Raw genomic sequence first — 24,843 nt, 5'->3', positions numbered from 1 at the left:
ATTGCACAGACATGACTAACGAGCGGCACCCCGAAAATTCCGCTCTTGACACCAGAGCAAAAACGGCGCCGCTTGCGCCGAGTTGGAAAGACATATGAGCTATGCAGCTTCGATGACAAACGAGAGCAAACAGCGGCCTACGTCATTCGACCCAATTGACGCCGCCCTGCGCCAGATGTTCAATGAAGTGGAAGACGAAGCCGTGCCGGACGAATTCAGCGACCTGATCGCAGAGTTCGCCCGCAAGCAAAACCAGTCGAAGGACAATTGATGGCGATCGCCCTCGAGCGGCCTTCGCGACCTGAAGATTTTTCCCAGTTCAAGAAAGATATGGTCGCGCTGGTCCCCTCCTTACGTGCTTTTGCACGCGGCCTTTGCCGCAACCGCGATCTCGCGGATGACCTCGCACAAGAGGCTATGACGCGCGCCTGGGCGGCCCGTGAAACCTATATTCCCGGTTCAAATTTCAAGGCGTGGATGTTCACGATCCTGCGCAATGAATTCTACAATTCTCTGCGCAAGTCCAAGCGCGAAACGTCGCTTGAACCCGAACAGGCCGAACGTGCTCTGATCCAACAGGCGACGCAGGAAAATGGCATCCACGTAAGCGATGTGGAGCGCACCATGTCACGCCTGCCATCCCAGCAGGCCGAGGCACTCTGGCTGGTGGCCGGGGCAGGCATGTCCTACGAAGAAGCCGCCATCATTGTCGGCACAAATATCGGGACGGTAAAAAGCCGTGTCAGTCGTGCCCGCGAAACCATGAGGGTTTTCATGGGCGATGTCGCAATTAGCGCCGCGACCCAAAAGCCTCTCGCCTCCTGATTGACAGCGTCGCTGCCGGGGTCTTTGCGATCCTGCATGGGTTCGTGGCGCGAATGGATCGGCGCAAGGGATTTCAACCTTGGCGAACCATCTTCTTGACCTGCTTCATCAGCAAAAGTAAGAGCCGCGCAGTTGTGACACATCCAAGTGACACAACCGCCGTCACAACCATGACTAAGCTAGCGTTTTCGTTAGCTACAGACGGTGGCCGGTTGGTTTCCTTCCGGTCCCGCCAACCTGTCGGGTTCAGTGGCGATGCATCAAGCGGAGGGTACAACCTTCCTGCTCGAACGATTGAAACGTCGGGGAGTGGCGCAGCCTGGTAGCGCACCTGTTTTGGGTACAGGGGGTCGCTGGTTCGAATCCAGTCTCCCCGACCATTTCAATCTTGGATCCTTGCCGATCTTCACACCATGCAAGAAAGCCCGGACCACCTTTGCGGCGGCCCGGGCTGATACATCGTGGTTCGCTCCAAGTGGGATCAGAGAATGGCGAACCAGGATGACAAACTTGGTTGGCCTGACGCCGTTCTAGAACTCGAAGCCAAGCTCCACACCGAAGCGGCGCAGACCGCCGGGTGACAGGAACGATCCGCCAAACTCGATCGCGGGGATTACCTCGTTGAGATAACGCTCATCGGTGAGGTTTTCGGCAAAGGCGATGATCGAGATGTTGTCGATCTCCACGCCGACGCGCACGTCCAGAACTCCGAAACTGTCGCGCTGCGTGACCGAATAATCTGCATCGCCAAAGAATGCCGGCAGACCGAGCGCCGATCCGGGCAGCAATCCGCTGAACAGGGTCGGCGAAGTGTCGTCCTGAACGGTGTGGAACCATGTCGGGCCGGTGATGCGATAGTCCGCACGACCGATAAAGTTGACGGTGCTGGTGACCGGCAGATCGACCTGAGTACCGATATTGATCGTGTAATCGGCGGTGTAGGGCGATTCGTTGCCGACCGTGACAGGTCGCGAGGAATTGGCCTTGATCTCGCTCTCGGTCACGTTGGCAGAGCCGTAGATGCTCCAACCGTCGAGCAGTTCGGCGTTCAGGTTGATCTCTGCGCCGTAAATCTGGACCTCATCGATATTCGAGACCACGCGCAACAGGCCGAATGGACCGACGAAGAATTCGAAGAACTGAAGGTCGTCGATGTCGGTGTAGTAACCCGCAAGGTCGAACGTCACCGCGCCATCCAGCAACTCGCCCTTGATCCCCGCCTCGAAAGCGGAGGAGGTTTCCTTGCGAAACTGGTCTTCGATTAGGACGTTCGTGCCGATGAACTGGTTGAAGGTCTGGTCGACAATCGCCGCCGAACCCTGATTGTTGAAGCCGCCGGACTTAAACCCGATGCCCCAGTTTGCGTAGAGATTGAGATCGGGCGTCACCTCGTAGCGCAGCGATATTTTCGGCTGGAACTGCTTGAAGGTTTCCGACTGGTCCGGGATCGGCTGCACCACGCCGTTTACGACCTGCTGACCCGGATTGATCGGGCCGCCGGTGAACGGATCGAGCACGGCAGGCACGAGGCTGCTGGTTGAGCGGTCCTCGATATCATAGCGGCCTGCAATGCTCACATCGAAGCGGTCACTGACTTCCCACTCAACCGAAGCGAACGCGGCGTAGACGTTGGTCGAGAAATCGTCGTTGAGCAGCTGCGAGGTTGGGTTGAACGAACCGGCGGGATTGAACAATTCGCGCGATACGCCCTGCCCCAGATCGGCTGCGATGGCGACGCCAACCTCGCGGTCGATAGTCAGGAAATATGCGCCCACCTGCCACTCGACCGGACCGCCATTGTCGGAGGCGAGGCGGACCTCGGCGCTGAAATCGCTCTGGTTGCGGATCTGCAGCTGCGTGCCGTCGCAGGTCGTGGGGCTGTAGGCGCCGAAGGTCGAACCGTTCGCCGGGTCGAAGATGAAGGGCACCGGCGTTGCGCCGATGAAGGTCGGCGGGTTGAGCGGGAAACCTGTCAGCTGCGCGGTGCTCGCGAAACAGGCGTTGGACGCCGCGACCGAATCCGGTGTCGCTCCGGGAAAGGTGAAGCGCGCAAAATCAGCCGAGGTGCCATCCGCGATCAGCAGCTGGTCGACGTCGCTGTAAAGACCCCATGCGGTGAGAATTAGCCCGCCAAAATCATGTTCGACCTTGGCAGACACCTCGAAGGTCTCCTGCTCGTTGACCGGGCGGATATTGCCGTAGAAATCGAAAGGGTGCTCGTTCACGTCCTCGAAGAAGGCCGGATCGACCGCTCCGAATTCGGGCAGGTGGAACGAGGCGTTGAAGTTGATCGAAGCGCCCTGAACATCGGCGTAGCGCGCTTTGATGTCGAGCTCGGTATCGGGGCCAAGATCGGCGACGAACCGACCGTCGATAGTGAAGGTTTCCTGATTGTCGACGACATCGTCGTTCCGGAAGCGGTTGAAGAAAAATCCGTCGGTGTGGAAATAGCTGCCCGACAGGACGATCCCCGCACCCTCGCCGACCGGAGCCGCGATGTAGCCATTGGCGCGGTAGGTATTGTCCTCGGCAAAGGAGATTAGGCCGCCGGCTTCCAAGCGGTCTGACGGCTTCAATGTCTGGATGACGATTGCCCCCGCCGCAGCGTTGCGGCCGTAAAGTGCGCCTTGCGGACCTTTCAAAATTTCAATCTGACGCAGCGTGCCCTGATCCTGATTAAGCTGTGCGGTGTTGGTCTTCAGGATGCCGTCGACCAAGAGCGCGACCGAGCTTTCCGCGTCGCGTGCACCATTGATACCGCGAATGTTGATCTGGGTATCCCCAGCTTCGGCGGTACCGGTGACGATGGTGACGCCGGGAGTTAGCTGCGCAAAATCGTCCGCATTTTCGATGCCGGCTGACCGGATCGCATCGGCGGTGAAGACTGTGACGGCCGATGGCACCTCGGCGAGCGTTTCAGACTGGCGACGCGCAGTCACGATGATCGCGTTATCGTCCTCATCTGCGCTCACCGCAGTGGTCTGTTGAGCCATCGCGGGGGTGAGCGGGAGCACCGCACAAAGCGCGACGCCGCTTGCCAGAATGGTCTTTGTATTGCGCATTTTCAGTTCCTCAGAGCCGTGAATGAAAGACACGTCGCCAAGGGAACGAAATGCCGCTCCCCTATGCGGCGCAAATTCTCACCCGCGTCCAATCCGTCGATTGACCCCTCACCTCGAACCGGTTGCGTTACCTGCTCCTTATTGTATACAATTTGTCCGAGTCAATAGCAGGGGCAATCGTGGCCAAGGCATCCGATCTTGCATATGAGACCATTCGAGCGATGGTGCTTTCGGGGGAACTTTCCCCCGGAGAACAGCTGAGCGAAGAGACGTTGGCGGAACGTTGCGGTGTATCCAGAACGCCGGTGCGCGATGCCTTGCGGCGACTCGAAGCCGAGCTGCTGGTTCGCAAAAACGAATCGCAGCGCAGTTTCGTTGCCGACTGGTCCGTTGACGATGTAGCCGATGCATTCGAGCTGCGCGCGATGATGGAAGGCCATGCCGCAAAGCGCGCTGCGGAGCGCATGACCCCGCAAGTGCTCGACGACCTAAGACGAATAAATACAAAGCTTTGCGCCGCTATTCAAAAGCGCCCCGGGCCAGACATTGCCGGCTTTCTTGAGCATAACAAGCAGTTCCACGAACTGATCCTGAAGGCCGCCGACTCGCGCCGCCTGACCACCTTGCTCAGCGCTCTGATCGAACAGCCGGTCGTGTGGCGCACCGCGCAGCATTACGGCGCGGAGGCGTTCAACCGGTCGCATAACGAGCATGACGACCTGCTCTCCGCATTCGCGCGCAAGGATGGCCCGTGGGCCGAAGCGATCATGGCCGGCCACATTCGCCGCGCTTTCCACGTGTATGCCGATGCGCATCGAGGCCTTGCCAGCATTGAAGATGCGGCGTGACAAAAATGTATACAGAAGCGTCGAATTCGTCCCCGCCCGCAATCGAACTTGTCGAAGTTGGCCCGCGCGACGGGCTACAGAACGAGCCGGAAACGGTGCAGACAAGGGCCAAGCTCGACCTGATTGACGCCATGATCGGCTATGGCGCGCGTCGTTTGGAAGTTGCCAGCTTCGTGCACCCCAAGCGCGTTCCGCAAATGGCGGATGCCGAGGCCGTGATCGAAGCTCTGCCGGATCGCGGCGACGTCACCTATATCGGTCTTACCCTCAACAAGCGCGGGATCATGCGCGGGCTTGCCACCCGCGAAGGCGGAAAGCGCGGCATCGATCAGGCAGGCTGCGTGATCGTCGCCAGCGATACGTTTGGTCAAAAGAACCAGGGCCAGACCATCGAAGAAGGCATCGCAGAAAACCGCGACATGATCCGCTTCGCCAAGGCCGAAGGCTTGAGCGCGCAGGTCACGATCAGCGCCGCTTTCGGCTGCCCGTTCGAAGGCGAGGTCAAACCGGAAACCGTGCTTCGTATTGCCCAGGAACTGGCAAGCGAAGGCCCCGAGGAGATCGCCCTTGCCGACACAATCGGCGTCGGCGTTCCTTCGCAGGTGAGCGATCTTTTCGGCCAGCTGGGACAGCTTCTCGGCGGCCAAATCCCGATGCGCTGCCATTTTCACAACACGCGCGGAACCGGCATCGCCAATGCCTGGGCGGCTTACGAGGCGGGCGTTCGCACCTTCGACGCCTCGCTCGGCGGGCTTGGGGGCTGTCCCTTCGCGCCCAAGGCCACCGGTAACATCGCGACCGAGGATCTCATCTACCTCATGCAGCAATCAGGCGTTGCGACCGGCATCGACCTTGATGCGGCAATCGCAGCCAATCACGATTTCAGCGCGGTCCTTGGCCGCCCCCTCCCCTCTCTCGTTGCGAAGGCAGCCTGAAATGCGCGGCGGATAGTTTTCTCACCCTCTCCAACAGATCCCACACGGAGAAAATATGACTTACAGATTGGGCGTTGATGTCGGCGGCACGTTCACCGACCTCCTGCTGTTTGATGAGGCCAATGGCCGTTTCTGGCGGCACAAGACCCCTTCGACCCCGCATGACAGCTCCGAAGGCATCCTCAACGGGGTGAAGGCGATTACCGAAGAAGCGGGCGTTGCCGCGAGCGAAATCAGCTATTTCCTCCACGGCACGACCGTTGCGACCAACGCCGTGCTGGAAGGGAAAGGCGCGAAGGTCGGCCTCGTCACCACCGAAGGGTACCGCGACATCATGCAGATCGCGCGCAGTTTCGTGCCCGGCGGGCTTGCCGCGTGGATCGTCTGGCCCAAGCAGCAGCCGCTCGCGCATCTGGAAGATACGGTCGAAGTGCCGGGACGCATGGGAGCAGACGGCGCAGAAGTACGCCCGCTTGACGAAGACGCGGTGCGCACCGCCCTTCGAAAGCTCAAGGATCAGGGGATCGAGGCGCTGACCGTCAGCCTGATCAACGCCTACGCGAACGGCGCGCATGAAAAGCGCATCGGCGAAATCGCAGCCGAGGAGCTGCCCGATATCCCCGTATCGCTAAGCCACGAAGTGCTGCCCGAAATGCAGGAATATGAGCGCACGCTCTCCACCGTCGCCAACGCGGCGGTGCGTCCGGTTGTGAGCAAATATGTCTCGAACCTGCGGACCAAGCTGGAGGATGAAGGCGTCGAGGGGCGGCTGTCGCTGCTGCGTTCCGATGGCGGCCTTATGTCGAGCCACAAGGCTGAAGAGCACCCGGTCAACATCCTCATGTCCGGCCCTGCTGGCGGAGTTACAGGCGCGAAGTGGGTGGCTCAGAATGCGGGGCTTGAGAACATCCTCACGCTCGACGTGGGAGGGACTTCGACCGACGTTGCGCTGATCGAAGGGCTCGAGGCCCGCCGCGTGCGCACGACCGAAGTCGGGCATCTGTCGGTGCGTGCATCGGCGCTCGACGTGAAGACCGTGGGCGCAGGTGGCGGTTCTATCGCTCACGTACCCGAACTCACCGGCGCGCTGCGCGTCGGCCCTGAAAGCGCGGGCGCGGTGCCCGGCCCGGTCGCCTACAACAAGGGCGGCGAGCTTCCCACCGTCACCGATGCGAATGTCGTGCTCGGCTATCTACCCGAAGACCTGCTCGGCGGCAGCTTCAAGCTTGACCGCGAAGGCGCGAAGGCCGCGGTGCAGACCATCGCCGATGCGCTGGGCGTAAGCCTGATGGAAGCGGCGCGCGGGATTATCGACATTGTGAACGAGAACATGTTCGGCGCGCTGCGCATGATCAGCGTCCAGCAGGGCTATGACCCGCGCGAATTTGCGTTGATGGGCTTCGGAGGGGCTGGCCCGCTCCACGTGAATGCGGTCGCGAAGCTTATGGGAAGCTGGCCTGCTATTTCTCCCGTTTCCCCCGGCGTGCTGTGCGCTCTGGGCGATGCGACGACTCAGATGCGGACAGAGACGGCGCGCAGTTTTTCGCGGCTTGCACGCGACACATCGGTCGCCGACCTCGTCGCAGTGCTCGACGAAATGGCCAAGCAGACGCGCGGTGAATTGCTCGCCGATGGCGTGCCCGAAGAACAGATCACCACCCAGTTCGAAGTCGATGTGCGTTACGCAGGCCAGGCCTTCGAAGTGCCGCTCACCATCAACAAGGCGGTGCTGGACGCGGACGGGATCGCTGGGCTGCTTGCCCGGTTCGACGATGAGCACCTGAGGCTCTTCACATTCAACATGGAGACGCCGCACGAGATCGTGAACCTTCGTGCCGTTGCATTGGGAGAGGCCCCAGCCCTTCCAGCCAACGAACTCGACAAAGGCGACGGCGACCCGTCGGCGGCGAAGATCCGCGACCACACTGTCTGGATGGACGGACGCGAGCAGGCGGCAGTCATCTACGACCGCGCGAAACTGAGACAGGGCGACCGCATCCCCGGCCCCGCCATCATAACCGAGATGGATTCGACCACCCTCGTCGAAAGCGGCTGCACCGCCAAGATCGACGCGGTCGGCAACATCCTCATCAACCCCGATCAGGAGGGCTGAGCCATGCCCGCGACAATTATCGAGACCAACGACAAGCCGTTCGAGCGCGTCGATATCGACCCGGTCACGCTCGACATCATTGAAAACGCGCTTCGGAACGCGCGGATCGAGATGGATGCGACGCTGGTGCGCACCGCGATGAGCCCCGGCATCCGCGAACAGGGCGACAGCTTCCCGCTGATCGCCGACCCTTCGGGAAAGATGATTGTCGGCCAGTTCGGCAGCTTCATCGACGGCTTTCTGCGCGGGTTCGACGGTAGCCTTGAAGATGGCGACATGATCTTCCTCTCCGATCCCTATTCCTGCGAAGGCGCGATCAGCCACTCCAACGACTGGTTGATCCTGCTGCCCGTGTTCAAGGATGGACGCCTTATCGCCTACACCGCGATGTTCGGCCACCAGTCGGATATCGGCGGGATGGTCCCCGGCTCCATGCCGATCGGCGCGTCCTCCATCTTCGAGGAAGGCGTGCGCATTCCGCCGGTCAAGATCTGGCGCAAGGGCGAATATAATGACGACCTGATGAAGCTCGTCATGCACCAGACCCGCAAGCCCGACTGGTGCCAGGCCGACCTCAACGCCCTCATCGCAAGCTGCCGCGTCGCCGCCAACCGCGTGATCGAAATGGCAGGCCGCTTTGGCGACGATGTCTACTATTCGGCGACACAGGAACTGCTCGACCGCAACCACCGCGCGATGAAAGCACTGATCGGCATGGCGGTCGCCGAGGAGCCCGTGAGCTTCGAGGATTACATCTGCGACGACGGCAAGGGCTTCGGCCCTTACAGGATCAAATGCACGATGCGGCGCGAGGGCGACAAGGTCATTCTCGATTTCGACGGGACCGATCCGCAGTCCGCCGCCTCGATCAATTTCTACCTCAACGAGAACATGTTCAAGATGTTCTTCGGGATCTACATGATCATGGTCTTCGACCCGCAGATCATGTTCAACGATGGGTTCTACGACCTTATCGAAGTGCGCATCCCCGAAGGCTCGCTCCTCAAACCCAAGTTCCCGGCAGCCCTGTCGGGTCGCACGCACGCCCTTGGTCGGATCTTCGACATTCTTGGGGGACTATTGGGCCAGAAGACGCCCGAATTCCTCAACGCGGCGGGCTTCAGTTCCTCCCCTCACCTGTTCTATTCCGGCTGGGATGAACGTGGGGGGAGAGAGCGCGAATGGTTCCAGCTGTTCCAGATCGGCTTCGGCGGGATTCCGGGCAGGCCGCTGGGCGATGGGCCGGACGGGCATTCGCTGTGGCCGGGCTTCACCAATGTGCCAAACGAGTTTCTGGAGCGGTATTTCCCCTTGCGGATCGAGCGCTACTCGACCGAGCCCGATAGCGGCGGCGCAGGCCTGCATCGCGGCGGGAACGGCATCCACCTCACCTACCGCTTCCTCGCAGACGGCAATATCGCGATCCATGACGACCGCTGGTTCGTGCCGCCTTGGGGCGTGAATGGCGGACATCCCGGAATGCGCGCGAAGAAAGTGCTCGAACGCGCTGATGGCACAACAGAAATCGTCGGCAACAAGATTGAAGATGTCGAGGTGAAGGAAGGCGATCTGCTCCACTTCATCACCTGGGGCGGCGGCGGCTGGGGCGATCCGCTTGAGCGCGATCCCGAACTGGTCGGTCTCGAAATCCGGCAGGGCCTCGTCACGCCCGAAGGCGCCAGGAATTACGGCGTCGTCGCCGACGGATCGGGCGTGATCGACACCGGCGCAACCGAGGCTCTGCGCAACCAGATCAAGTCCGAGCGCGGCGAGCTGCCCCTGTTCGATTACGGGCCCGGTATCGAAGCCTTGCGCGAAAACTGTCTTGAGGAAACCGGCCTCGAACCGCCCAAACAGCCCGAATGGCACACTTCCGAAATGCGCGAGGCGGCGGAGTAATGGGCGCGCTAGGCGACATTCGCGTGATCGAGATGGGGCAGCTTCTCGCCGGTCCCTTCTGCGGTCAGTTGCTCGGCGACATGGGCGCTGATGTGATCAAGCTTGAGCCGCCGGGCAAAGGCGACCCGATGCGCCTGTGGGGTCAGGGTGAGGAGAAGGTCCAGTGGGAAGTGATCGCGCGTAACAAGCGATCGGTCACCTGCAATCTGCGCATTCCCGAAGGCCAGGCACTCGCCCGCAAGCTGATCGCCAAGGCCGATGTGCTGGTCGAGAACTTCAAGCCCGGAACCCTCGAAAAATGGGGCCTGTCGCCTCAAAGCCTGCTCGAAGAGAACCCCGGTCTTATCATCGCGCGCATGTCGGGATACGGTCAGGACGGCCCCTATTCGAACCGCGCCGGTTTCGGCGGAATTGGCGAGGCGATGGGCGGCTGGCGCTATATCGTCGGCGACCCGGACCGTCCGCCTGCGCGCATGGGCATCTCTATCGGCGACACGCTCTGCGCCACATACGGCACGATGGGTGTCCTTGCCGCCTTGCATCACCGCGAGAAAACGGGTCAGGGTCAGGTGGTCGACACCGCTTTGTACGAAGCGGTGCTGCAGGTGATGGAGGGGCTGGTGCCCGAATACGATCTGGGCGGCTTCATTCGCGAACGTTCGGGTTCGATCCTGCCGGGCATTGCCCCGTCCAACGTCTATCAGTGCAAGGACGGGCATTTCATGATCGGCGCGAACAAGGACGAGATTTTTGCGCGGCTGGCGCAGGCGATGGGGCAGCCGGACCTTGCCACCGATGAACGCTATGCGACCCACATCGCACGCGGCAGGAACCAGACTGACCTTGATACGCTGGTCAATATGTGGACCAGCACCTTGACCGTGGACGAAGTCGAAGCCGCGATGATCGAGCATTCGATCCCCGCAGGCCGCGTCTACCGCGCGCCCGATATGATCGCCGACCCGCATTTTCAGGCGCGCGAGGCGATCATCGAGGTGGAGACCGAGAAGCACGGCCCCCTCAAGATGCAGAACGCCTTCCCCAAGCTTTCCGCCACGCCATCGGGTGTGCGCCGCCCTGCCCCTTCGACACCGGGCCAGCACAATGTGGAGGTGTTCGCAGAACTGCTTGGCATGGGGGCGGACGAGATGGCGCAGCTCAGTCAAAGCGCGGCAATCTGAGATGACCGACTGGGACGGTGCCTTCGCGGGGAAGCTCACCCCCGGCAAGTCCCCGGCGCTCCTGCTGGTCGATCCGGTGCGCGCCTATGTCGAGCCCGCCTTCCCGCTGTTCCTTGAAAGCGGAAGCGCGGCTATCTCGCACATGGCGCAACTGGCTGACGAATTTCGCAAGCGCCACTTGCCCGTTATCTGGACCGGGGTTCGCTATTCCGAAGGCGGCGGCGATGGCGGGCACTTCTTCCGCAAGGTCCCCGCGCTTGAGATTTTCGTCGGCGACACGACAGCCGGCTCGTTCCCCGAACAGCTGATCCCTCACGGAGAGGAGCCGGTTTTCTTCAAGCAGTACCCGTCCGCTTTCTTCGGCACAGCGCTTGACGATTGGCTGCACGATCACGGCGTCGACACGCTCTATATCGGCGGTTTCTCGACTTCCGGCTGCGTCAGGGCGAGCGCGTTGGATGCGCTGCAACATGGCTTTGTGCCGATCGCGATCTCCGACGCGTGCGCGGACCGCGACGAGGAACTGCACGGATCGAACCTGCGCGATCTGGGCGCGAAATATTCCGAGATCGTGCGCGCGAGCCAAGTGCCCCAAATGCTCGACAGCGGCGAATTGCCCGGCGACTGACGGCCCGCCTTGCGACAATTTGCGACGAGCGGCGACGTGACACGGGCGCGGCTCTAAGGCACCTTCGCTTCCCGAGGAAAGGGAAGAGATGAGCACCGACATTTCCGCGCACATTGCTCTCAATCGCTTCGGCTACGGCATTCGCCCCGGTGACAGTCCGCCTGATGATGCGCGGCGCTATCTGCTGCGCCAGATGGAGCGTTTCGAACCCACACCCGCCGCGATTGCCGCGCGCGAGGATGTGTCGGACAAGCCGGGCGAGGTTCTGCAAATGCTGCGGCGCTTGCGGCGCGAGCGTCAGCGCAGCGGCGGCGAGACAGCGATGACAGGTATGTCGATGGAGGACGGGGCGATCCCGACCGAGGTGCGCCAGTCCTATATGAACGCGGGCCGGTTCCTGCGCACCGATATCGGGCTGCGCACCAATGTCGCGATCGCGAGCGACACGCCCTTTGCCGAGCGGTTGGTCCATTTCTGGTCCAACCATTTCAGCGTCAGCGCGCAAAAGCCCGGTACACACTATCAGGTCGGCGCGCATGAATTCCACGCGATCCGCCCGCATGTCTTCGGGCGCTTTTCCGACATGCTGAAAGCGGCCGTGCTGCACCCGGCCATGCTGCTCTATCTCGATCAGTTCCAGTCTGTGGGACCGGGCTCGCGCTTTATGCAGTCTCGCAGGCGCAGGTCGCAGGGCGCTGACGGTGGGCCGCAGGGGCTGAACGAAAACCTCGCGCGCGAGATATTCGAGCTGCACACGCTGGGCGTCGATGGTGGATATTCGCAGGTCGACGTAACCGAGTTCGCCAAGGCGCTGACCGGGTGGACGCTCTCGGGGATTGGCCGGATCGAAAGGTTTGCCGAGGAGAAGCCCAACGGTTCCGCCTTCGTCGCCCCTGCGCACGAACCCGGATCGCGGCAGATCATGGGCCAGACGTACCGCGACACCGGATCGGATCAGGCGCTGGCAGTGCTGGACGATCTTGCGCGCCATCCTTCGACCGCGCGTTTCATCGCAACGAAACTCGCGCGGCACTTTGCTGGCGACGAACCGCCTACGAGCCTTGTTGCGCGGCTTGAAGAGGATTTCCTCACCACCGGCGGCGACCTCGCCAGCCTTACGCGCACCCTCGTCAATGCGCCGGAAAGCTGGGTCGCCAGACCGGTCAAATACCGCCAGCCATATGAGTGGCTCGTCGCGAGCCTTCGCCTGACGGGCGTGGATGAGCTCGATTTTCGACGGATAACGGGCGCGCTCGATCAGTTGGGGCAGCTTCCCTGGCGCGCGCCCTCGCCCGCGGGTTATGACGATCTTGAAGGCAGCTGGGCCGGGCCCGATGCGTTGTTCCGCCGCGTCGAATTGGCCGAACGGCTCGCCCGCGATGTGCGCAGCGATGCGGTTCTCGAACACGCCGAGCGGGCCTTTCCCGGCGCGCTATCCGATCACACACGCACGTGGCTTGCCCGCGCGGAAAGCGGGCAGCAGGCGCTTGGACTGCTGCTGGTCTCACCCGAAATGATGCGGAGGTAGAAAAGCCATGACGATGAACCTGAACCGCCGCACGATGATCGCCGGATCGCTGGCGCTTTCCGCCGGCCTCACACTTCCCAGAATGGCGTTTGCGCAAGGGACTGGTTCCAAAAAGCTGCTGTTCGTGTTGCTGCGCGGGGCGGCTGACGGAATGGCCATGGCCGCTCCGATCGGCGATCCGGGGTTTGCGGCCCTGCGCGAGGCGAGCCTCGGCGAATACGAAGGCGCGGCCCGCGCGGATGGCATGTTCGCCATCCACCCGGCATTGGAGAGCATCGGCGCGGCTTACGCATCGGGCAATGCCCTGTTCGTGCATGCCGCCGCGACCGCATACCGCGAGCGCTCGCATTTCGACGGGCAGAACATGCTCGAAACCGGCGGAGCATCGCCCTACGCAGCGCGTGACGGGTGGCTCAACCGGCTTGTCGGAATGATCGCAGCGGACGGCGGCGCCGAGGCGCCCCGTGCCCTCGCCATCGCGCCCACCATGCCGCTTGCCCTGCGCGGCGATGCGCCCGCATCTAGCTATGCGCCAAGCGCGCTGCCGCAGGCGAGCGATGCGTTTCTGGAGCGCGTGGGCCTGCTCTACGAGGGCGATCCGCAGCTTGGCGCCTTGTGGGAGCGTGCGCTGGAGACACAGGCCATGGCTGGCGACAGCACCATGCGCAACCTGCGCGATGCCCGTGCGGCAGGCGAGCTCGCCGCCTCCTTGATGAGCGGCGATAGTGCGGCACAGATCGCCATGATCGAGCTTGGCGGATGGGATACCCACGCCAATCAGCGGGGAGCCTTCGCACGCGCCGCGCGCCAGCTCGATGCGCTGCTGGGTGCTTACCGCACGGGTGTCGGGGGCAACTGGAATGACACCCTGATCGTCGTCGCGACCGAGTTCGGGCGCACTGCCAGCTTCAACGGGACCGGCGGGACGGACCATGGCACGGGAGGCGCGGCGATCCTGATGGGCGGCGCGGTCAAGGGCGGGCGCGTGCTCGCCGACTGGCCGGGACTTGCGACCAGACAGCTTCACGAAGGCCGCGACCTGCGGCCCACCATCGCGCTGGAAAGCGTGCTCGCGGGCGCTCTGGCCGACCATCTGCGGCTCGACCCGGCGCGCGCCATGGCGCAGCTTTTCCCGGGCAGAAGCGCCGTTCCGACCGGCGGCCTGATTGAAGTCTGACGTTTACTCTGCGTCCATGATCGCAGGGGCGCTCGGCATGACGCCGCCAGTCTGGATCGAGCGCGCTTCATTCGCAAGGATGCCCACGACCTGCGTCCACACCGCGACATTCTGGCGCAGTTGCACCGGGTCGATCTTGTCGAGCGTGTCGTCAGGCGTGTGGTGCAGGTCGAAATAGCGTGTTCCGTCCTGCTGCAGGTCGATAATCGCCCCGCCCTGATCGCGCGAGATGTTGATATCCGCCCCGCCGCGCGCAACGATGGTCGAATTCGCAACCCCGAACCGCGCGACCGAAGCGGCCAGCCGATTGTGCAAATCTTCATTCGTCTCACGGAAATTGCTCTCAAAGCGCCAGATCCGGTCCGCGCCGAAATCGCTTTCGAGCCCAACGCCGATCTTTTCATCGATGTGCGCTTCGGAATAGGCGCTGGAGCCGAATAGGCCGACTTCCTCTGCGCCCGCCATCAGCACGCGAATGGTGCGCAGCGGCTGACCGCTCTTCGCGACATTCAGCGCGGCGGCAGCGACGATCCCGCAGCCCACGCCATCGTCAAAGGCTCCGGGCGCATTCCACCAGCTGTCGATATGACACGCGACCAGCACCGGGGGCAGCGAGGGATTGCGGCCCACGATCTCGCCCACGACATTCCCGCTTAGCGTGGTGCCAAGGTTTTCCGGAGTCAGCGTCAGCTTCATCATGATCGCTCGGCCATCGGCGCGCTCGAACATGCGTTCAAGGTTGGCAGCATCGGGCAGCGTCAGCGCGCCCGCCGGGGTTGGCACAGGCCGCCCCACGTCCGCACCGCCTTCCACCGTGCGGAAGGTCGTCCCGCCAGTATGCGGGTTGCGGTGGTAATCGGTGCCGACCGACTTGATCACCGTGGCAACCGCGCCGCGTTCCTTGGCAAGCTGCGCGCCGACCCAGCGAGCGGGCCCGGCGAAGCCATATTGCGAGCCGTCCTGGGTCGGGGTCATGGCGTGGCTGATGTAGGCAATCTTGCCTTCAAGGCTGCCCATCGGAGCAGCGGCCAGCGCGGCGGCGTTTTCGAACATCACGACTTCGGCGGTGATGCCGTCTGGTCCGGTCGAAGCGCTGCCGCCCAGAGGCTGGATCACCAGTGGCTGCGGAAAGGGGCTGGTGATTTCGGCACGATGAATGTCGCCGGGAACCCATGTTTCCATCTCGAAAGGTTCGTCGGCGACGTTGGCAAAACCGTGCTTCACCATCCAGTCCATCGCCCATTTGCGACCGCGCGCTTCGGCTTCGGTCCCGGCCTGTCGCGGCCCTACTTCGGTGGTGATCCCCTCGACGAAGTCCCACGCATAGGTGTCGCTTTCGAGCGCCATATCGGCGACCTGTTCAAGCGATGGTGTTGAGCCCGTGTCCTGATGAGCCTCAGCAAGAGCGGGAGAGGTCAGGAAAAATGCGGCAGCGGCGGTGGCCGAAAGGAGTGCTGTTTTCATGGACACAATCGCTAGTCGCGACGCGCGTGCCTGTCCAGAAGGCTGACCTTATCCCCCTGCCCGCTTGAGTTCGACGAGTTCCGGCTCCTTGACCGGTGCCTGCGCCTCGCCGTGTTGCGTGCTCGGGGCAGCCGATACCCGGTTTGGCGTGGCGCTTTCGACCTCGTGCTCGGCGTTCTCCACCCTGTTGCGACCGCCCGATTTCGCGCGGTAAAGCGCTGCGTCGGCGCGTGCGAACAGGCGTTCGTAGGATTCGCCTTCGCGGACGGTTGCGACACCGAAACTTGCGGTCAGTCGGATATCGTCGTTCAGCCCGTCATGTTCGAGCCGTCCGAACGCCGTCCGGATGCGGTCGGCAAGACGCTCTGCCGGTTCGTTGGGGCAGTTCCACACCGCGATGCAGAATTCCTCGCCCCCGATCCTGCCAGCCGTATCGCAGCCACGGATCATTTCCTGGATCAGCTTGCCAAAGCCAGAAATTGCGCTGTCGCCCGCCTGGTGGCCCCAGATGTCGTTCACCTGCTTGAAGTGGTCGATATCGGCGACGACAAGGCTGAAAGGCACTTCCTGAGTGTGAGCGCGCGCGATGCTGCGGCCCATCACTTCTTCGAAAGCGGCGCGGTTGTTGAGGCCTGTCAGGGCATCCTTGTCGCTGCTTTCGCGCAGGGAATTGGTCCATTCGACAATCGTCGCTCCCAGCAGGACCATGGCCCCGGCGATCGTCTTTACCCCCAGAACAAGCCCGATGAGCGAGTAATAGACCGTACCGCGATATTCCTCTGACGGGATGCTCTGTTCGAACATCATGGTCAGTGTGGGACGAATGAAGAAATCGGCGATCTGGAGCGCTGTGACCGCGATGATTGCCTTGTCTATCCAGTCGCTGCGCTGTGCCGAAAGCAATGCGACGAGGTTCACGAGGAACATCGCGCCATACCCGATATTCAAGAGTATCAGGCGCGGTCCGACATCATTCGTGACATTGACCGATATGGCCAGAACCACGGCGCTGAAGATGTAAATGCCGAGCAAAACCGGCAAATGAGGGCGCTGCCCCACCCGCTCGCAGGTCGAAACCACAAATATCCCGCAACCGACGGAGTAGAAAAACTGCGTCAGGTGGAAGGTGTAAAAGGCGTTGGGCGGAAGGAAATGCGTGGCGAGAAAGCCGACTGCAAAGAAAAGGTAGCCGATTGCAAAGCCAAGGACGTGACGCTTCATGCGCCCCGCTTTCCAGAACACGGCAAATGTCGCTGCGAAAAACAGCGCCATCATCGGTGTTAGAAGTCCCAGAATTTGCGTTTGCATCGTGCCGTCCGTTCCACGTGAGAAATCGGATAGGCCAATAAGGTTAAGAGGCCCTTTAGGGGGAACCCTGCTTCTGGGCAGAAAATCCAGTCAATGGGCCTATTTGGCCCGCCACGCCCTAACTCGGGCTTACGTGCTTATTTGAACTTGCGCAGGGGCACGACGCGCGAGCGATCCAGCGATACATCCTCCGCTTCGCCAACGTCGAAGGTCATCGGATCGGGCCCGCGCGAGGCCATGGCCACGCGGTTGCGGCCCGTGTTCTTGGCTCTGTAGAGAGCGGCATCTGCGCGCTCGAACAAGGATGGATAGGGTTCATTGTCGCACGCCTCGGCTACACCGAAGCTTGCCGTGCAGTTCGGCAGGCCTTCCTTGCGCGGGGCGGAGGCGTTCTGGAACGATTGGCGAATTCTTTCGGCAAGCCCCGCTGCGGCTTCATCGCGGCAATTCCAGACCGCGACGCAGAATTCTTCTCCTCCGACACGCCCTGCAGCGTCCGATGTGCGGATCTTGTGTGCGATGGTCGCTCCGAAATAGGCGATCACTTCGTCACCGACCGAATGGCCGTGCGTGTCGTTGACCGATTTGAAGTGGTCGATATCTGCAACGATCAAAGAGACCGGCACGCCATCCTTTCTCCCCCTTGCCAGCATGTCGGCAACCTCGGCCTCGAACGCGCTTCGTGCCAGAAGGTTCGACAGGGGATCAAGCCGCGCAAGGTTCTTGAGCCGCAGCCATTCGTCCATCATGAGAAGCCCGAAGGCGCAGATTGCCATGATAACGGGAATGACCGCCATCGAAACCAGATTGACCGTCAGATAGACCGACCCGACCGAAGTCAGAGCCGGATTGTCGATCGTCAGCTGGCGGTAAACCGGATTGACGAACCCGATCGCCACCAGCACTGCCATCAGGCCCAGCATGCCAAGTTCGGCGAAATGTCGCGGTTTGGTCGCCCACCATGCCACAGCGCCGATGATGAAGAGAAAACTGGTGGTGGTGCTTGCGACCGCGACGATCGCTTCGATGTTGTCGTGCGCCGAAGCGATATAGATCAGCGGCGTGGAGATCGCGAAGACCAGCGCAATCGCGGTGACCGGAAACTCTCCGCCCGCACGCCTGCACATGGCCCATCCCAATGCGCTGATGCTGATCGCCGAAAGCAGGTGTGAAATGACGTCAACGGTCGGCCCATAATGGTTGTAGAACAGCAGATCGATTATCCAGGACGCTCCCATCGCTGCATAGGTCACGGTCAGGCCAAGCACGTGAATGCGCGAGGTGTCGCGCAGCCACAGCGCGGTAAAAGCAACCGCGAAAATGAATGCGAAAAGTGGGATGACGTATTCGGTATAGTCCATGAGCTCGCGATCTTGACGTTTGCGTCAGGGTATGGCGCTTTCATGGATCAGAAACGCTCAAGGCCATCCTAGGTGCGAAAACCTAATCGAATTCAGCCCTGTCACCCGGAGCGCTTGCCCCGCCGCTCTTGCGCGCCTATCTGCGCAGTCAAATTCAGCACACCCAGACACGTTTTACGCCAGTTTCAAGAAGGAACGACCCCCATGGCCGCGCAATACGCCTTTGTCATGAAAGGCATGACCAAGAGCTTCCCCGGTGCCAACAAGCCGGTTCTCTCGAACATCAATCTTCAGTTCTATCAGGGCGCGAAGATCGGCATCGTCGGACCCAACGGCGCGGGCAAGTCGACCCTGATGAAGATCATGGCCGGGATCGACACCGATTTTTCCGGCGAAGCATGGGCAGGTGAGAACATCACCGTCGGCTATCTCCCGCAGGAGCCGGAACTCGACCCTTCGAAAACCGTGCTCGAAAACGTGCGTGATGGCGCGCGCGAGACCGCCGAACTGGTCGAGCGTTTCAACGCCGTGTCCGCGCAAATGGCCGAACCCGATGCCGATTTCGACGCGCTGGGCGACGAAATGGCCGAACTTCAGACCAAGATCGACGCGGTCGATGGCTGGACGCTCGACAACCAGCTTGAGATCGCGATGGAGGCTCTGCGCTGCCCGCCGTCGGACGCCTCGGTCGAAAACCTCTCTGGCGGTGAAAAGCGCCGCGTCGCGCTCACCCGCCTCTTGATCCAGAAGCCCTCGATCCTGCTGCTGGACGAGCCGACCAACCACCTCGATGCAGAATCCGTCGAATGGCTCGAAAACCATCTGAAAGAGTATGCGGGCGCGGTGCTGATGATCACCCACGATCGCTACTTCCTCGACAATGTGGTGGAATGGATCCTCGAACTCGATCGCGGGACCTACTACCCTTACGAAGGCAACTACTCGACCTATCTGGAAAAGAAGGCAAAGCGCCTCGAACAGGAAAGCCGCGAGGAATCCGGAAAGCAGAAAGCGCTCAGCCGCGAACTGGAATGGATCAGGCAGACGCCTGCCGCGCGCCAGACAAAGTCGAAAGCGCGTATCCGCAAATTCGAAGAGCTTCAGGAAGCGCAGGCGGGCCGTGCTCCCGGCAAGGCGCAGATCGTCATTCAGGTGCCAGAGCGCCTCGGCGGCAAGGTGATCGAGGCCAAGAACATCTCGAAAGCCTATGGCGACAAGCTGCTTTTCGAAAACCTCTCCTTCATGCTGCCTCCCGGCGGCATTGTCGGCGTGATCGGCCCCAACGGCGCGGGCAAGTCCACGCTGTTCCGCATGATTACAGGGCAGGAAACCCCCGACAGCGGCTCAATCGAGATCGGCGAGACCGTTCATCTCGGCTATGTCGACCAGTCGCGCGATGACCTCAATCCGAAGAACAACGTCTGGGAAGAGATTTCCGACGGGCTCGATTACATGCAGGTCAACGGCCACGACACGTCGACCAGAGCCTATGTCGGCGCGTTCAATTTCAAGGGCGCGGACCAGCAGAAGAATGTCGGCAAACTGTCAGGCGGCGAACGCAACCGCGTCCACATGGCCAAGATGCTCAAGCAGGGCGGCAACGTCCTCCTGCTGGACGAACCGACCAACGACCTCGACGTCGAGACCTTGGGCGCGCTTGAAGACGCGATCGAGAACTTCGCCGGCTGCGCCGTGGTCATCTCGCACGACCGCTTCTTCCTCGACCGCCTCGCGACGCACATCCTGGCGTTCGAGGGCAACTCACACGTCGAGTGGTTTGAGGGCAACTTCGAGGCGTATGAAGAAGACAAGCGGCGTCGTCTGGGCGATGCGGCGGATCGGCCTACGCGGTTGGCTTATAAGAAGCTGACTCGGTGATCGTTCCGCTAGCACAAAGCATTAATTTTTCGGTGTTATTTGCTCCCAAACTACAGGGACCAAGTGATGGGAATCTTCAACGCGCCGCGTGAGTACCCAAAGGTATTCGAGCCATACTGGGACGACTTCAACTTCTATGATGGACGAGCGGCTTGGTTGAAGTCGATCGAGAAGATTCCCGATAAAGCCGTGAATCTGTTCGCCGTCCATTGCCTTCACGCCGAGGTCCACAATGGCGGCTTCGGACAGTACTTTTTCAACTCGACTGGAACGTCTGCGCCCGAAGCGGTTAGGGGATTCGGAGCAATCGGGATGTCGGAAGTGGCCAGCCTTATCGAGGACGCGATGGCGGTCCTAGGTTCGCCCTACCCTTGCGACACCACTGACGCGCGAAGGGACCGACTCGAGACTCTTGATGAAGACTTCGACTTTGGAGACTTCGATGATCGTTTCTACGAACTGGCAGATACCGAACAATTCTTCCGGAAGCTTCCAAAATTCGTTCCGTTTGCTGATCGATACGCGGCTCAAGGCTAAGCGATTCCGTCACCCCGGACTTGATCCGGGGTCCCGCTTCTTATGAATTGGCGCGGATTCAGAAGTACGCGGGATCCCGGCTCGGGTACCGGGATGACACAAGGGACTCAGATCAGTTGCGCGAACAGGTCGTCCCAATCGGGATTGGCCTTCTCCACCAACTCGAATTTCCATTCGCGCCGCCAACGTTTGAGGCGTTTTTCGAACCTTATCGCATTTTCGATGGTGTCGAACCGTTCGGCCCAGACCAGTTGCTTCTAACCATACCGTGCAGAGAAGTCCGAACCCGCTCCTAGACGGTGCTGCGTCACGCGCGCTGCCAGATCAGCCGTCACGCCGACGTACATCGTGCCGCGATAGCGGTCCGACATGATGTAGACCCAGCCGCCCTGCGTTTCGCGATCCATTTCAGTGGGTTGAAGGAAAGCGGGACCCCGGGTCAAGCCCGGGGCGACGTTGCTCGGTGTCGGCGCGCACACTGCGGCGACCCCAATCCGGAACGCCCTGACCCTTTCGTTTGTTGCAACTAACGAATGAGAGGGAATCGATGATCAACAGGAACCGCATCTGGCCGCTGGCCGCGTTTGTTTTCATCTGCCTCGTCGGATACGGCGCGCGGATTGCCATTGGCGATGTCTATTCGGCTGCCGAGGCAAGGCAATTGCTCGAGGCGCTGAGCCGGGCGGGGCTTTATCTGGGCTCGGCCATCGCGACCGCTTCGGCAACGGTGCTGGCACTGATGCTGACGCTGATCGGCATGATCAACCGAATGGAGAAGGAGTTTGACAGAGAGGCGTTTCACAATGTCGATCTCGTGGCAAAGCTCGCCACCTCTGCCCTGATGATGAGCCTTGTCGTGCTGCTCGCGTTCGTCCTGCCGATCGGCGAATTCGAAGAGCTTCCCAACAGGTGGTACACTATTCTCTATGACGTGCTGTTTGCAGGCAGCGTCCTGATGGTCGCGCTGATCGCAGCGACCGTGGTGATGATCTACCGCACCTTGCAGCGCGTGATGTCCAAGATCACTCCGGGCGACGACGTCTGACGCAGGCGTTTTCCTACTCCGAATGCAGGTGATAGCGTCGGGTGATGTTTGAGGCGCCCTCACCTTCTCCCTCGCGGCCATTCCCGCTTGCCGCCCAAAACTGGAAAGTCACACGTCCTACAGCGGATTTCGCTCTAAACCTCTCAGGACATGGCATTTTTACGGATGGCGCGTTTTTCCAAACCACCCCCTTGCGTGTAACATCCCAAGTCAAAAGCGACAGCGCCCCGCCGCTTTACCCGGCCTTAACCAAGGGTCGGGCACAAGTTGCTTCAATCGAGGCAAACAGAGGCAGCATCGATGCAAGAGGTCGCGCTCGTATTATCAGCCAATCCGGCGCTCACGCTGGCAACGGGAGTTGTCGCGGGCGCCCTGTTGGTGCTTGTAATCCAGCGGTTTCGAGCGCGCACCCGGCCCTCGTCAAACTCGCTCGAAGGGCTCTTCACCAAAGACAGTCTTGGCGAGGAAATGGACAAGGTCGTCGAACGCCGCAGCTTTGCGGGCCGCTCTGGTGCGGTGCTGCGCGCGCGGGTCGATCACCTGCCGCAGGTGGGTCAGTTGTGGGGGCAGGAAACCCGGGCAGCGGCTATCGCGCAAGTGGCGCAGGTGATGCGCGCCGGTGTTCGCAACGGCGACGTTGTGAAAACCGTGAGCGATCCGGTCAGCAACACAGAAACGCTCGAGATTCACACCGCCGATGTGAGCGAAACCGAAGCGGGGGCGATTGCACGCCGGCTGCTCGATACGCTTGCACAGATGCCTATGCCGGGCATGGGTCCGAACATGCGGGTGAGCGCAAGTTTCGGGGTCGCTGCGAGGCAGCCGGGCGAAAGCGAGGAGGAGGCGCGCAACCGCGCCGAAGTCGCGCTCGCTGCGGCTCAGGCGGCGGGCGAGGACCGCGTGATCACGGCGGGCGAATGGGAGGAGATCATGCTGCTGCCCGCTCCCGAGCCCTCACCGGCCAAGGACACCAAGGCTGCCTGAGCGACCTAGGGCGATACCCAGCGCCCTTCCCAATCCTCTCCATTGCGCACGAACTGCGCGCGAACATGGCCGGTATGGGCAAGGTAGAACCAGTCGAGCGCATCAAGCGTGATGCGAAGCACTGCAAAGTTGGGGCGTCCCGGTGCCACTTCCTCTTCGGTCGGCTCGACCCCTTCGAACTGTGTCGGAAGACCCGATGTGGGCGCATCGCTCACCGCTCCCGGCCCATCGCCCAGGTAACAGCGGCGCGCGAAATTGGCGCTGTTCGCCCATGCCGCGTCGGTAAGTGCATCCTGCTCCAGCACCTCGCCTGTGCCGCGAACGCGGATCTGGATCTTGGCGCCCTTGTCGTAGAACAGCACCGCCATGCGCGGATCGGCCTTGATCGCATCGACCTTGGGCGCGCGGGTGTCGGTGTGGAAGCGCAGGGTCCATTCCTGCGGGTCAAACGCTCGCAGGACCATGGTGCGCGCATCGACATCGCTGGTTACGACTGCGGGCACATGCATCGGCGATCGGCGGTCCTTCGCAGCGCGGGTGAGGCGCCGTGCCAGATCGCTTCGCACTTCGTCGAGATCATCGAACATGAGCCGTGCCATCGGAGCATTGGCTGGTCCGGTCAAGCCATTCAGAAAAGGTGCGCCCAACATGAACACAGCCCTAAACGTGCGGTTAAGGTAGAAGTCAGCGACCGGGGCCTAGACCGCCCACATCACTTCAAATCGAAGCGTATCAATGGCCGTAGGTGGTGGGCGGCAACACTGGAGGCATTTCATGGATCTTACCCTGTTTCTAAAGGGTAGTGCGCTCTCCGCCCTCGCCTTGGCGTTGGCATTGGTCGCACCGCCCGAGACCGCTCAGGCGGCAACCGGTTCGGCGGAGGCATCGTCCTCGGCTGAGCAATCGCGTCAGGACAGGCGCGCAGAGCGACGTAGCGAACGACGCCAGGCACGCGGCGAACGCCGTGCCCAGCGTCAGGATCGCGGTTTCGAACGCCGCGGTGCGCGTTCTGCTGAACCCGATGCGCGGCCAGTCGAGCGCCAGCGTGCACAACGTGTCGAACGCCGTGGCGAGCGCCGCGCACAGCAAGTTGACCGCCGTTCAGAACGCCGCGCTAACCGCGTTGACAACCGCTCCGAACGCCGCGCTGATCGCGTGGACCGTCGCTCCGAGCAGCGTGCAAACCGGGTCGAACGGCGCGGTGACCGCGAGGCCCAGCGCTTCCAGCGCCGCGGTAACGAGCGGGCAGCCGAACGTGTTGACCGTCGCAGCGAGCGGCGTGCCGACCGGATCGAGCAGCGCGGTGATCGCCGTGCCAACCGGATCGAACGCGGCGGCGACCGGCGGGCCGACAGGATCGAACGTCGCGGAGACCGCCAGGCTGACCGGATAGACCGGCGCAGCGATCGTCGCGGAGATCGGATCCGCAATGGCCGTGGCGGCCAGTTCGACGGCCGCGCTGACCGGCGCGCAGATCGTCGCGCAGATCGTCGCGATGACCGCTTCGACCGGCGCGATCGTCGCGGCGACCGCTATGACCGGCGTGACCGTCGGGGTGACCGCTTTGATCGTCGCTTCGACAGGCGTGATGCTCGCAGGTTCCGCCACGATGGATATCGCGATGGCGTAAGGGATGGTCGGCGTTTCGAACGGCGTGCAGAACGCCGCCGCGACTTCCGCCGCTGGAACCGCAACGCATGGCGCAACGACCGCCGTTTCCGCTGGCGTCAGCACCGCTTCGCCAATCGCGGAATCTACCGTCTGGGCCGGTATCACGCACCGTTCCGCGGGCACTTCTACAACCGGCTGAACATCGGGTTCTTCCTCGATGCAGGCTTCTTCGGCTCGCGCTACTACATCAACGATCCGTGGCGCTATCGCCTGCCGGACGTCTACGGCCCCTATCGCTGGGTCCGCTATTACGATGACGTTGTGCTGGTCGATATCTACACCGGAGAAGTGGTCGACGTGATCCACGACTTCTTCTGGTAAGACCCGGCAATTCAACCAAACTTGCACCCCCGTCGCTTCACAGCGGCGGGGGTTTGCTTTTGCCCCACCTTTGCGTAG

At 61.7% G+C, this 24,843-nt stretch carries 20 protein-coding genes, 1 tRNA gene and 1 pseudogene; 16 read left to right on the top strand and 6 right to left on the bottom strand.

Features of this window, described 5'->3' with window-relative positions; genetic code table 11:
• Positions 1 to 94 precede the first annotated feature (94 nt).
• From CD351_RS15700 to CD351_RS07540, 3 genes are all read left to right on the top strand, one after another.
• Entirely contained in the window at positions 95 to 271 is a 177-nt protein-coding gene (locus CD351_RS15700; protein WP_162627648.1) for a NepR family anti-sigma factor, read from the top strand.
• Positions 271 to 825 carry a sigma-70 family RNA polymerase sigma factor gene (locus CD351_RS07545; RefSeq protein WP_111992021.1) on the top strand — a complete coding sequence of 185 codons (555 nt, stop codon included), beginning with the start codon at positions 271 to 273 and terminating at the stop codon, positions 823 to 825. The genes CD351_RS15700 and CD351_RS07545 overlap by 1 nt, the downstream gene beginning before the upstream one ends.
• A gap of 303 nt (positions 826 to 1,128) precedes the next feature.
• A tRNA-Pro gene (locus tag CD351_RS07540) sits at positions 1,129 to 1,205 on the top strand.
• Between the two features lie 150 nt (positions 1,206 to 1,355).
• Here CD351_RS07540 and CD351_RS07535 read toward each other — a convergent pair.
• Positions 1,356 to 3,887, bottom strand: a complete 2,532-nt coding sequence (locus CD351_RS07535; RefSeq protein WP_111992020.1) for a TonB-dependent receptor — start codon at positions 3,885 to 3,887, stop codon at positions 1,356 to 1,358.
• 179 nt (positions 3,888 to 4,066) lie between these two features.
• On the opposite strand from CD351_RS07535, the gene CD351_RS07530 reads away from it, so the two are divergent.
• The 8 genes from CD351_RS07530 (at position 4,067) to CD351_RS07495 (ending at position 14,196) form a co-directional block, all read left to right on the top strand.
• Positions 4,067 to 4,735: a GntR family transcriptional regulator gene (locus CD351_RS07530; RefSeq protein ID WP_111992019.1), complete on the top strand. Its 669-nt coding sequence runs from the start codon at positions 4,067 to 4,069 to the stop codon at positions 4,733 to 4,735.
• A gap of 5 nt (positions 4,736 to 4,740) precedes the next feature.
• The gene (locus CD351_RS07525; RefSeq protein ID WP_111992018.1) at positions 4,741 to 5,670 is read left to right on the top strand and encodes a hydroxymethylglutaryl-CoA lyase; all 930 of its coding nucleotides are present in this window, start codon (positions 4,741 to 4,743) and stop codon (positions 5,668 to 5,670) included.
• A gap of 55 nt (positions 5,671 to 5,725) precedes the next feature.
• Entirely contained in the window at positions 5,726 to 7,783 is a 2,058-nt protein-coding gene (locus CD351_RS07520) for a hydantoinase/oxoprolinase family protein (RefSeq protein WP_111992017.1), read from the top strand.
• A gap of 3 nt (positions 7,784 to 7,786) precedes the next feature.
• Positions 7,787 to 9,682 (top strand): hydantoinase B/oxoprolinase family protein, encoded by a 1,896-nt coding sequence (locus CD351_RS07515; protein WP_111992016.1) that lies wholly within the window; start codon positions 7,787 to 7,789, stop codon positions 9,680 to 9,682.
• Positions 9,646 to 10,863 (top strand): CaiB/BaiF CoA transferase family protein, encoded by a 1,218-nt coding sequence (locus CD351_RS07510; RefSeq protein ID WP_369880810.1) that lies wholly within the window; start codon positions 9,646 to 9,648, stop codon positions 10,861 to 10,863. Before CD351_RS07515 ends, CD351_RS07510 begins: the two co-directional genes overlap by 37 nt.
• Position 10,864: 1 nt before the next feature.
• The gene (locus tag CD351_RS07505; protein ID WP_111992014.1) at positions 10,865 to 11,491 is read left to right on the top strand and encodes an isochorismatase family protein; all 627 of its coding nucleotides are present in this window, start codon (positions 10,865 to 10,867) and stop codon (positions 11,489 to 11,491) included.
• Positions 11,492 to 11,579: 88 nt separating this feature from the next.
• Entirely contained in the window at positions 11,580 to 13,019 is a 1,440-nt protein-coding gene (locus CD351_RS07500; RefSeq protein WP_111992013.1) for a DUF1800 family protein, read from the top strand.
• A gap of 7 nt (positions 13,020 to 13,026) precedes the next feature.
• Positions 13,027 to 14,196 carry a DUF1501 domain-containing protein gene (locus CD351_RS07495; protein ID WP_174214255.1) on the top strand — a complete coding sequence of 390 codons (1,170 nt, stop codon included), beginning with the start codon at positions 13,027 to 13,029 and terminating at the stop codon, positions 14,194 to 14,196.
• 3 nt (positions 14,197 to 14,199) lie between these two features.
• On the opposite strand, the gene CD351_RS07490 is transcribed toward CD351_RS07495, so the two are convergent.
• The 3 genes from CD351_RS07490 to CD351_RS07480 all read right to left on the bottom strand — a co-directional run bounded on the left by CD351_RS07490 (position 14,200) and on the right by CD351_RS07480 (position 18,329).
• Entirely contained in the window at positions 14,200 to 15,660 is a 1,461-nt protein-coding gene (locus tag CD351_RS07490) for a M28 family peptidase (RefSeq protein ID WP_111992012.1), read from the bottom strand.
• 48 nt (positions 15,661 to 15,708) lie between these two features.
• Entirely contained in the window at positions 15,709 to 16,968 is a 1,260-nt protein-coding gene (locus tag CD351_RS07485) for a GGDEF domain-containing protein (protein WP_234027276.1), read from the bottom strand.
• Between the two features lie 137 nt (positions 16,969 to 17,105).
• Positions 17,106 to 18,329, bottom strand: a complete 1,224-nt coding sequence (locus CD351_RS07480) for a GGDEF domain-containing protein (RefSeq protein WP_111992010.1) — start codon at positions 18,327 to 18,329, stop codon at positions 17,106 to 17,108.
• A gap of 204 nt (positions 18,330 to 18,533) precedes the next feature.
• Here CD351_RS07480 and ettA point away from each other — a divergent pair, with 204 nt between their 5' ends.
• Together ettA and CD351_RS07470 are read left to right on the top strand one after the other, a co-directional pair.
• A complete protein-coding gene (gene ettA, locus CD351_RS07475) occupies positions 18,534 to 20,207 on the top strand; it encodes an energy-dependent translational throttle protein EttA (RefSeq protein WP_111992009.1) in 1,674 nt (557 codons plus the stop codon).
• Between the two features lie 66 nt (positions 20,208 to 20,273).
• Positions 20,274 to 20,744: a DUF4375 domain-containing protein gene (locus CD351_RS07470; RefSeq protein ID WP_111992008.1), complete on the top strand. Its 471-nt coding sequence runs from the start codon at positions 20,274 to 20,276 to the stop codon at positions 20,742 to 20,744.
• Positions 20,745 to 20,851: 107 nt separating this feature from the next.
• Here the strand turns inward: CD351_RS07470 and CD351_RS07465 are convergent.
• Positions 20,852 to 21,151: pseudogene (locus tag CD351_RS07465) on the bottom strand (GIY-YIG nuclease family protein).
• A 140-nt stretch (positions 21,152 to 21,291) separates the two neighbouring features.
• Here CD351_RS07465 and CD351_RS07460 point away from each other — a divergent pair.
• On the top strand, positions 21,292 to 21,789 hold the full coding sequence (locus CD351_RS07460; protein WP_111992007.1) for a hypothetical protein: 498 nt from the start codon (positions 21,292 to 21,294) through the stop codon (positions 21,787 to 21,789).
• A 300-nt stretch (positions 21,790 to 22,089) separates the two neighbouring features.
• Positions 22,090 to 22,773 carry a diguanylate cyclase domain-containing protein gene (locus CD351_RS07455; protein ID WP_111992006.1) on the top strand — a complete coding sequence of 228 codons (684 nt, stop codon included), beginning with the start codon at positions 22,090 to 22,092 and terminating at the stop codon, positions 22,771 to 22,773.
• A 5-nt stretch (positions 22,774 to 22,778) separates the two neighbouring features.
• Here the strand turns inward: CD351_RS07455 and CD351_RS07450 are convergent, their stop codons facing one another.
• Positions 22,779 to 23,423: a pyridoxamine 5'-phosphate oxidase family protein gene (locus CD351_RS07450; RefSeq protein WP_234027275.1), complete on the bottom strand. Its 645-nt coding sequence runs from the start codon at positions 23,421 to 23,423 to the stop codon at positions 22,779 to 22,781.
• 124 nt (positions 23,424 to 23,547) lie between these two features.
• Here CD351_RS07450 and CD351_RS15935 point away from each other — a divergent pair, with 124 nt between their 5' ends.
• Positions 23,548 to 24,765 (top strand): RcnB family protein, encoded by a 1,218-nt coding sequence (locus CD351_RS15935; RefSeq protein WP_234027274.1) that lies wholly within the window; start codon positions 23,548 to 23,550, stop codon positions 24,763 to 24,765.
• Positions 24,766 to 24,843: the final 78 nt, after the last annotated feature.

This window comes from Erythrobacter sp. KY5 (assembly GCF_003264115.1).
Taxonomy (GTDB): Bacteria; Pseudomonadota; Alphaproteobacteria; order Sphingomonadales; family Sphingomonadaceae; genus Erythrobacter.
Note: the sequence above shows the minus strand (reverse complement) of the source record. Positions and strands in the feature narration are given on the sequence as shown.